This window comes from Neochlamydia sp. TUME1 (assembly GCF_000813645.1).
GTDB lineage: Bacteria > Chlamydiota > Chlamydiia > Chlamydiales > Parachlamydiaceae > Neochlamydia.
Genome location: NZ_JRXI01000030.1, coordinates 36851 through 45642, shown reverse-complemented (window position 1 = coordinate 45642; position 8792 = coordinate 36851). Strand labels below are relative to the sequence as shown.

The following is an 8792-nucleotide window of genomic DNA, read 5'->3' as shown; positions in this document are numbered from 1 at the left end:
TCTGGGTTTGGGCATGCAGCTTTTTTAATCCTTGATATCCTGAATCGGTTAACACTCTTATTTGTGGATTGATTTTAACTTGGGATTCTTTGAATAGCCTAAAATCATGCTTTTTGCCGTTGCCAAATGAGGTACAAATTACTTTTTTACTCTTCTTATCGACTACAACTTGGGTCTTTAGGGTATGTTTTTTCTTTTTCCCTGAATAATAGCGCTTTTGTTTTTTTTAGGGCGCTCAATAGGCGTTTCTGTAGCATCAACCAAAATAACCTCATATTCCGTATCGTTTTTCAAAAGCTCTTTACGTCCCGGTAAAGCAAAATCTGGATGCTTGATTAACGTATCTTCAATCCATTTCACCGCTTTATAAGCTGAGCTTTCACTAATTCCATAACTTTGGCTAATATGAAAATAGGTCCTATATTCTCGTATATATTCCAAGGTCATTAGCAGCATGTCTTCTAAACGTAGTTTATATTTACGCCCGCCTTTAATCTTCTTAGCTGCATCGGCTTGCTGTAAAATTTGCACCATCTTATCAAAGGTACCACGCTTTACCCCTGTCAATCTGCGAAATCGTTCATCATCTAATTTCTCTATCTTATCAAATTTCATGGTGCCTCCTTTAAATGTTGAGTCACCATTATACTAAAATTTACATTTTATTCCAGTTTCGAAAGAGGTCTAATGACTTTATTATCATAAATGATAGCTTTAATATGGAGATGTGGAAATGAGTGTACCAACTTACTCAGCTGTTTATTATGTTTTGGAAAGCGAACAAGGTGGCATCAATCCCTTGGCAATACGTCCACAAATAAAGAATCAAGGAAAAGTAATTGAGTGGGAAGACACAGGCCATGGATTTTGGAGCAAACTTAAGACAAGCCCTAGTACTAGAGATGAAATGATTTCTTATTGTCCTACAGAAATCATCGTTCCAATTTCAGATACCCATCAGCTTAAGCTTGTCTACCTTACTAAAGAAATTTTTGATAAACATATTTCTAAAAATGCAGCTATGCAACCCAAATTTGAGACCACGCAAGAGCTACAAAATTATTACTTAAATACTAATTTTTATGGATATTGAATTTTCAAATAATTAGCATCTTAATTATGTCAGAAGATAGGAATTATCGCTACCTTTACAGGACTTATCGGGCCCTTATTTGAATTGATTAGTCTTAATGATTAGATATCTTAATTTTCGCTATCTTGGCGGATAGTGGCTGGAGCTATAAGTAAGGAATCGAGCTTATTAATAACCAATATCTCTTGCTTAGTTTGATCCATCTTCTCCTACTCGAATAATTTCATGCCATAAATGATGCCGCCACTCTTCTACCACCCTGCCATCAGCTATTAAGTCAACTTTATAAGTTAATATTCCTTTAGTATTAAAGTAACGCTCATTCGCCAAAACATATAGATATGAGCCATGTGATTTTTTTAAAGGAAGAGTTAATTTCACCTGCTCTTTATTGCGTAATTGAATATAGATATCTAAATGCAAATTCTCACTCTTTAAATAGGGATAAGGAATAGACCAGGAGATTAGCAGTTGTTGTTCTACGGGCGGATTGGCAAGCATAGGATCGGGTGTTCCTACACGATAGCTTGCTAAAGATTCTTTTGTAAAATAGGAAGATTGGACGGATAAATAAGCGTTCTTAGAACATCCCCCCAAAACATATAAGAATAATACTAAACAAATGGTTCTCACATTACCTGCTTCTTTAAAAATTACAGCTTGCAGAATGCAAGGTCTGATTAAAGTTGTTCTCCATAGGAAGCGCATAGCGCATTTTATTATAAGCCTCACGAATAAGCGCGGCAGTCGTCTCCCAGCCTATACAGGGATCTGTAAGAGAAACCGCATAGCGTAGAAGCTGAGGGTTTTTCAACATCGGCTGATTACCTGCATGTAGATGGCTCTCTAACATTAGACCACGGATGGAAGCATTGCCCTCGATAATTTGATCAATGACTGAATGAAACACCTGGCATTGCTGCTCATGCAGACGCTTAGAGTTACCATGTGAGCAATCGATAAGAAAATTTAAAGGTAAATTAAATTTTGTCAAAGATTTTACAACCTGCGCAAGAGATGCAGAGTCAAAATTTGTACCCGAATCACTTCCCCTTAAAACTACATGCCCTTTAAAATTACCTTGTGTATGCATAACAGAGATTTGGCCCTCCTGATTTATTCCCATATAAGAGTGGGGCTGAGCAGAAGAAATAATACCATGAATAGCAACTTCTACATTTCCTTCTACACTATTTTTAAATGCTACTGGCATAGGCAAGCCAGAAGCCATTTGGCGATGTGTCTGAGAAGCTGAAGTGCGCGCTCCAATACATCCCCATGCAATTAGATCATCAAGATAAGCACAAGAATGAGGCTCAAGAAATTCTGCAGCCGTGGGAATTTTTAAACGGGCAAGATCTATTAAAAGTTGCCTTGTTAATTTAAGGCCCTGTTCGATATTATTGCTATTGTTAAGTTCAGGATCATGTAAAAAACCTTTCCAGCCCACAACAGTACGAGGTTTTTCAAAATAGGTGCGCATGACAAGTAAAAATTGGTCGGCAACTTCATGCATTAAAAGTTTTAATTTAAAAGCGTATTCACGTATAGATTTCATATCATGAATAGAACAAGGTCCCACAATAATCAGATGCCTTCGATCTTTCCCTTCCAAAATATTAGAAATTTCTTTTCGTGCATTTTCTATAAAGAGGATGGCCTCAGCATCTAAAGGATATAATATTTTTAACTCCCTCGGCGACGGAAGTGGTTTATAATGAAGCATAAGCTCTTATTAAATTAAAGGTAGATTGAAAAGCTGAAGGTTAGCAAAAAGCAAGATTAAATACCAACTAGGATACAAAGCCTGATCCCAGACTTTTTCTTTTTTATAAGCTATATAATATTTTTTAAAACATTTACTAATAAAAAAATTTAAAACTTTTTATAATGAATTACCCCCCTACTTCTTAAAAATGCAAAAACTAAAGTTAGTCTTTGAAAAGCTGCGAAAACAATATTCTTCTATTAAAGCCCTTAAGCCTTACCCTGAAATTGATTGGCTCCCTATTGAAAGTAGTGACTCGGAAAACTTTAATGCTAATTATGCTGCAGGAAGGATAACAATAAAAGCTCAAGGTTATCTAGGCGCGATTTATGCTCTCCAACAAATTCATACTGGAATACGCAGCGGCCATCTTGCCGATTTTTTAGGGCATATTAAACCTCGATTTAAAATTCGCCCTTTATGGATAGAAGATTCTGTTAAAGCTCTTTTAGGCGAGCCTCATAAAATAGAAGCATTTGCTACAGCCGTGTTGGAATTAGGATATAATACCATGATTGTTGATCAATCGAGTGATCAAATAAATCTTACGAGCCTTTGTGCAGCTTTGCAAAGTTATGGATTAAAAGTTGTTCTAAAGCTTTCGCATTTTCAAGCTCAGCACCAAACTATTTGCTCACCTTTAATCCCAGATTATAGCGATAAAGTTAAAAGCTACATTAGCCAAATCTCCTCTCAAAATGCCCATTATGATTTTCTTTTTTGGGAAAGTCAATGGCAGCGTCCTGAATTTTTAGAAGCCCCCGGTGTGGATTTTTATACTCTACCCGAAGTAGTCTTAGAAGAAGCACACTTATTGGAAAATATTTTAGAAAAATCTAAAACTTTAATTTTCTATGTGCCTGCAGATGAAGAAGAATCTGCTCAGCAAAGTGCTATCTGGATGTCACGTCTAGCTATCGACTTACGGCAGAACACTATTTTAGCTTATTCTGTGACTGCTGGAGATTGCTTGCTTAATAATCAATCCCCACATCCTTTTTGGAATCAGCTCCGTCATCAAATTGAGAAATCTTTCTCCCCTTTAATGCCTATCCTCAATGTAGGGCAAGTGCCTCAAAGTGAGGGCTTATGGCCTCTTTTAGTTGATGATTTAATTGATGAATACATGTTACGTTGCCAAAATGAACGTTTTTTAGGAGTCTTATGCATAGCTAATCAACTTCCCGCCAAAAAAGGGATTCACCACTGTAACCTATGGACAGCTTCTCAAATGATGTGGAACACCCAGATACCTGCCTTTATGTGGGTAGAAACATGGTTTTCCGCTCATCGTCCTGATTGGAATTACAATTTTTATGCCCCTTTTTTGTGCCAAATAGGCTTATTATCAAAACAGCTAAGCCTACTGCGTTCTTTGGCTAAGCAACAAAGTGCCGGTCATCTATCTAGCCACGAATGCCGCTTATTTGTAGATTCTCTTCTTATCCAGATCGATGCCCTTATCAGTAGAATGGATAGAGAAGAAAGAAAATGCCCACAAAAAAGCGAAAATACCCCTTTGGGAGAATACTTCAAATTTTTCGCTGAGGATGCTCGTTTCATTATTTTGCAGATTCTCCCCGACCTTAACCTATCACTTCCTCATTTACTTAAGGAAAAAGATATGAAAGGCTCTTTAGAGCAGCGCTCAAAACATCGCCTGCTGCATGAGCAAAAGCAAGGAAAGGAATTTCTTTTTTAACTTCTTTGCCCACTCTTCTAAAGTGGCCTTAAAATTTAAAGAAATTAACTCATATGAAAAGCCTTTAATATAATTTTTAGTTTAATCGCTTAGCTGCTGTTAACCGCTTTAGACTTTAATAAAAAGCTTTTTTAAGATATCCTTTTTCTTCCTCAAACAAAGGACTTCCTGATGGAAAATGTGGATATTTTTCTGAATAACTTTAAAAACGCTATCTGGAGTGCACCTCTTCTTATTTTTCTTATCGGCACCGGGGCTTACTTGACCATTATTTTGAAAGGTGTGCAGTTTCGTTATCTCGGTTATGCAATCAAACAAGTATTTGCCCGCACGCGCCAAAATTCTCAAGGGGATATTAGCCCTTTTGAAGCATTAATGACCTCTTTAGCAGGCGCTATTGGAACAGGAGCAATTGTGGGAGTAGCTACAGGTTTAGCTGTCGGTGGCTTAGGTTCAATTTTTTGGATGTGGATAACAGCATTTGTAGGAATGGCTACTAAATATGCAGAATCTATATTAGCCGTAAAATATCGGATAATAGATGACCGTGGCGAGATGATGGGTGGCCCCATGCAGTATATTGAGAAAGGTTTAGGCTGGAAATGGATGGCTCTCCTGTTTGCTCTTTTAGGAGCTTTAGCAGCAATCACCACTGGCAATCTAGTACAAGTTAATGCTATTACCGAAGCTATTCAACATCTTAAAGCGGTGGATCCTTTTTGGACAGGAATTGTACTAGCCGGCATTACAGGATTAGTCATTATTGGAGGGGTTAAAAGTATTGGCCATGTGGCCGGCGTATTAGTCCCTATTATGGCTCTATTTTATATTATCGGCGGGCTTATTGTTATTACTTTTCATTTTGATAAAATTCCCCATGCTTTTGGACTCATCATCAAAACTGCTTTTACAGGGCAAGGGGCAACCGGTGGATTTGTAGGAGCTACTCTTATGATGGCTATACAATCAGGGGTCTCGCGTAGCGTATTTTCCAATGAAGCAGGTTTAGGGATTTCATCTATAGCGGCGGCGGCTGCCAAAACCGATAGCCCTGGGCGTCAAGGCATGATTACGATGACAGGTGCTTTAATTTCTACAGTGATTGTTTGCACAGTAACGGGCCTTGTATTAGCAGTTACCCAGGTGCAGGGAGCTATCAACGATTCAGGAGAGGTTTTAAATGGGGCTGCGATGGCATTTGCAGCCTTTGAATCCACCATCCCTGGCGGCAGTTATATCGTTTCTATTGGCCTTATTTTATTTGCTTTTTCTACCGTACTGGCTTGGGCCTACTATGGAGAAAAATGCTTTGAATACATTTTTGGCATTAATTCTGTAAATGTTTATCGCATTTTATTCACCTTGATTATTATTCCAAGTGCTGTAACCAAGATGGAAATCGCTTGGTATTTAGCAGATATTACCAATGGATTGATGGTCATCCCTAATCTAATTTCCTTGATAGGTTTATCGGCAGTGGTTGTGGCAGAAAATGAACGTTTCTTAGCCTTAGTTCAAAAAGAAAGATTAGCCTTACAAAAAACCTTTGAATCGAAGCAATAACTAGGACTTCATAGAAATGGCAACCACACATTTAGAATTAAGCTCTTTGCTTCTGCATACTTTAGATAATATTTACAGTTGGATATGGGGGGCGCCCCTATTGATCTTGTTGGTAGGAGTTGGACTCTATCTTACAATAGCCTTAAAAGGCTTACAATTTCGCTACCTCCCCTATGCCTTAAAAATAGCTTTTGGCAGACAAAAAGATGTATCAGGTCAAGGTGATATTAGCCATTTTGAGTCTTTAATGACGGCTTTAGCAGCTACCATAGGAATAGGAAATATTGCGGGTGTAGCCACAGCTATTGCCATAGGCGGCTTAGGGGCACTTTTCTGGATGTGGGTCACCGCACTGATAGGTATGGCCATTAAATATGCTGAAGCCATTTTAGCTGTTAAATATCGCAAGGTGGATGGACGAGGCGAAATGTGTGGGGGGCCCATGTATTTCATTGAATATGGATTAGGATGGAAGTGGCTTTCAGTGTTATTTGCAATTTTTGGAGCCATTGGAACGTTTGGAGGCGGTAATATGCTTCAAGCCAACTCTGTGGCAGATGTAATGAAAAATGTCTTTCACATCGAGCCCTGGGTGACTGGCTTCATTGTAGCACTTTTAACAGGGGCTACTCTCTTGGGAGGAATTAAATCGATTGGTAAGGTTGCTGGTTTATTAGTTCCTTTCATGGCCATCATTTATATTGGCGGAGCAGGCGTGATACTGTGTAAATATTATGATCGCTTACCTGCCGCTTTATCACACATTTTCCAGTATGCCTTTTCAGGGCAAGCCGCCTTTGGGGGATTTGCAGGTTCGACCATGTTAATGGCTATTCAGGTGGGTGTCAGCCGTGGCCTCATGACTAGCGAAGCAGGATTAGGAACAGCGTCGATTGCTGCCGCAGCCGCCAAAACAGATTTACCAGGACGCCAAGCTTTAGTTTCTATGACAGGCTGCTTTTTAGCCACCATTGTAATGTGTAGTGCCACGGCCTTGGTCCTAGGGGTCACCGAAGTTTTTGGTAGTTTAGATGCAGAGGGCAAGCTCCTCAATGGAGCTTCGATGACCGTTGCAGCTTTTAACCAAACATTTTCAGGAGGAGCTTATGTGGTGACTCTAGGCCTTGTGCTCTTTGCTTTTACCACTCTCTTAGGATGGGCTTATTATGGAGAAAAATGTGTAGAATATCTACTAGGCTCTAAATCCGTCCCTTTTTATAGGGCTATTTTTACCTTAGTAGTCATTCCTGGCGCCATCTTAGAGCTTGATGTCGTTTGGAAAATCTCTGATATATGCAATGGCTTAATGGCTTTTCCAAATTTAATTGGCCTCTGTGCCTTGTCAAAAGTAGTGATCGCTGAAAGCCGCTCATTTCTTAAAGTGCTTTCCCATGAACAGAAAGGTAGGGTTTAAAGCTTTTTTCTTAAGGTAAACTGCCTTTCATCAATGCAACTATAATCTGAACAGAATAATTGGGTAAAAAAATAAGCTTAAATTAAGAAATTGCCTTTTAAAGCCGGTCACTAATCATTTTAATTTTCTCTTTGGCATATCAGTTATAATTTTTTAAGCAGCTCTTTATGCAATCATGGGCTTTAAAAAACTATGAACTTAATTAAGAGAGTTAGCTAGGAAAGATTTAAATGTATTGTTGAGATTATAAACTTAAGCTTTCCTATAACTTCTTATTCACTCAAATTAAATATTTCTGGCTTAAAAGTTATTCATCTTATCTTACTTCGCTTTTAGCTATTCCAGAGAAGCTAGAACTTTAATTACTAGCTCTCCGCTAATCCAACCGCTTCAATAATCTTCTTTAATGAACTACAAATTATTCTATTACCAAATAAACCCTCTTTTTAAATCCTTTCCGAGAAAAAAAATAAACTTAGTTAAATTAACACTTGTTTTATTTTACCTAAAATAATAAGATTCATAATTTATATAATGTATTATCCTATATGAAAATTAGGCAATTTTTAATCCTATAACGCTTACTAGGGGATCAACAAAGACATGTCAAAAAAAATGCGCAGAGCAAGCGATTTATCCCATGAAGCAAAATGGGGTAAACTGACTCCTGAAGAAATTGCCTATGTGGAACAAAAACTTCAAGATAAAGAGGCGGATGAAGATGAAGATTTAGATACATGGATATTTATTGTAGGCAGATTAGGATTAACTCGTCACCGCCCTTTACTGGAAAAATTTCTTTATTATCAAACGGAACCATGGGTATGCATGCAAGCTTTAAAAGCTCTGTGCACTTACTGGGAGTACACTAAGGACTATTTAAAAGAACTTAAAATGTTTATTAGAGGTGTAGAATGGGATCCCCATGATGATATACGCTTATGGGCGTTAAGCATCGCCGGAGATTTTCTTAAAGAGAATGATGATCCAGAGCTTCTTCAGCTTGTGTTAGATGTTTTTGAAAACCTTGAAAAACTGAATAGTTTTCATGAACATAGTACTTATGCTCGTGAATTTATACGAAGCTGTGCCTTTAATGCTTTAGCTATTGCTTCGGGAAAAAAGTATCAGGACCTTACTGATACTGATGATATAGAAAATTGTCTCCTCAACGGTCAAATGGAGCTTTTAGATTTAAGTGTGCTAAAAAAAGCTCGCCAAAGGCTCCAGCAAAAATTCTAATTACCTCTCC

Annotated in this window: 7 protein-coding genes and 1 pseudogene; 5 read left to right on the top strand and 3 right to left on the bottom strand. The window is 38.0% G+C overall.

Going from position 1 to position 8792, the window contains the following annotated elements:
* Positions 1 to 615 (bottom strand): annotated as a pseudogene (locus DB41_RS01430) (IS5 family transposase); the annotation flags it as partial.
* 118 nt (positions 616 to 733) lie between these two features.
* Here DB41_RS01430 and DB41_RS01425 point away from each other — a divergent pair.
* Positions 734 to 1093 carry a hypothetical protein gene (locus DB41_RS01425; protein ID WP_039383527.1) on the top strand — a complete coding sequence of 120 codons (360 nt, stop codon included), beginning with the start codon at positions 734 to 736 and terminating at the stop codon, positions 1091 to 1093.
* Positions 1094 to 1282: 189 nt separating this feature from the next.
* On the opposite strand, the gene DB41_RS01420 is transcribed toward DB41_RS01425, so the two are convergent.
* Positions 1283 to 1726 carry a hypothetical protein gene (locus DB41_RS01420; protein ID WP_052243780.1) on the bottom strand — a complete coding sequence of 148 codons (444 nt, stop codon included), beginning with the start codon at positions 1724 to 1726 and terminating at the stop codon, positions 1283 to 1285.
* A 13-nt stretch (positions 1727 to 1739) separates the two neighbouring features.
* Complete coding sequence (locus DB41_RS01415) at positions 1740 to 2819, bottom strand: 3-deoxy-7-phosphoheptulonate synthase (protein WP_080502349.1); 1080 nt, start codon at positions 2817 to 2819, stop codon at positions 1740 to 1742.
* Positions 2820 to 3009: 190 nt separating this feature from the next.
* On the opposite strand from DB41_RS01415, the gene DB41_RS01410 reads away from it, so the two are divergent.
* From DB41_RS01410 to DB41_RS01395, 4 genes are all read left to right on the top strand, one after another.
* Positions 3010 to 4563 (top strand): hypothetical protein, encoded by a 1554-nt coding sequence (locus tag DB41_RS01410; RefSeq protein WP_039383525.1) that lies wholly within the window; start codon positions 3010 to 3012, stop codon positions 4561 to 4563.
* A gap of 171 nt (positions 4564 to 4734) precedes the next feature.
* Positions 4735 to 6126 carry a sodium:alanine symporter family protein gene (locus tag DB41_RS01405; RefSeq protein ID WP_042241957.1) on the top strand — a complete coding sequence of 464 codons (1392 nt, stop codon included), beginning with the start codon at positions 4735 to 4737 and terminating at the stop codon, positions 6124 to 6126.
* Between the two features lie 16 nt (positions 6127 to 6142).
* The gene (locus DB41_RS01400; RefSeq protein ID WP_052243779.1) at positions 6143 to 7540 is read left to right on the top strand and encodes a sodium:alanine symporter family protein; all 1398 of its coding nucleotides are present in this window, start codon (positions 6143 to 6145) and stop codon (positions 7538 to 7540) included.
* A 603-nt stretch (positions 7541 to 8143) separates the two neighbouring features.
* A complete protein-coding gene (locus tag DB41_RS01395) occupies positions 8144 to 8782 on the top strand; it encodes a hypothetical protein (protein ID WP_039383523.1) in 639 nt (212 codons plus the stop codon).
* Positions 8783 to 8792 lie beyond the last annotated feature (10 nt).

What these genes read in the sequence shown, in the direction of transcription:
- DB41_RS01425 (WP_039383527.1), top strand. Translation starts at nt 734, where the DNA reads ATGAGTGTACCAACTTACTCAGCTGTTTATTATGTTTTGGAAAGCGAA.
- DB41_RS01415 (WP_080502349.1), bottom strand. Translation starts at nt 2,819, where the DNA reads ATGCTTCATTATAAACCACTTCCGTCGCCGAGGGAGTTAAAAATATTA.
- DB41_RS01410 (WP_039383525.1), top strand. Translation starts at nt 3,010, where the DNA reads ATGCAAAAACTAAAGTTAGTCTTTGAAAAGCTGCGAAAACAATATTCT.
- DB41_RS01405 (WP_042241957.1), top strand. Translation starts at nt 4,735, where the DNA reads ATGGAAAATGTGGATATTTTTCTGAATAACTTTAAAAACGCTATCTGG.
- DB41_RS01400 (WP_052243779.1), top strand. Translation starts at nt 6,143, where the DNA reads ATGGCAACCACACATTTAGAATTAAGCTCTTTGCTTCTGCATACTTTA.
- DB41_RS01395 (WP_039383523.1), top strand. Translation starts at nt 8,144, where the DNA reads ATGTCAAAAAAAATGCGCAGAGCAAGCGATTTATCCCATGAAGCAAAA.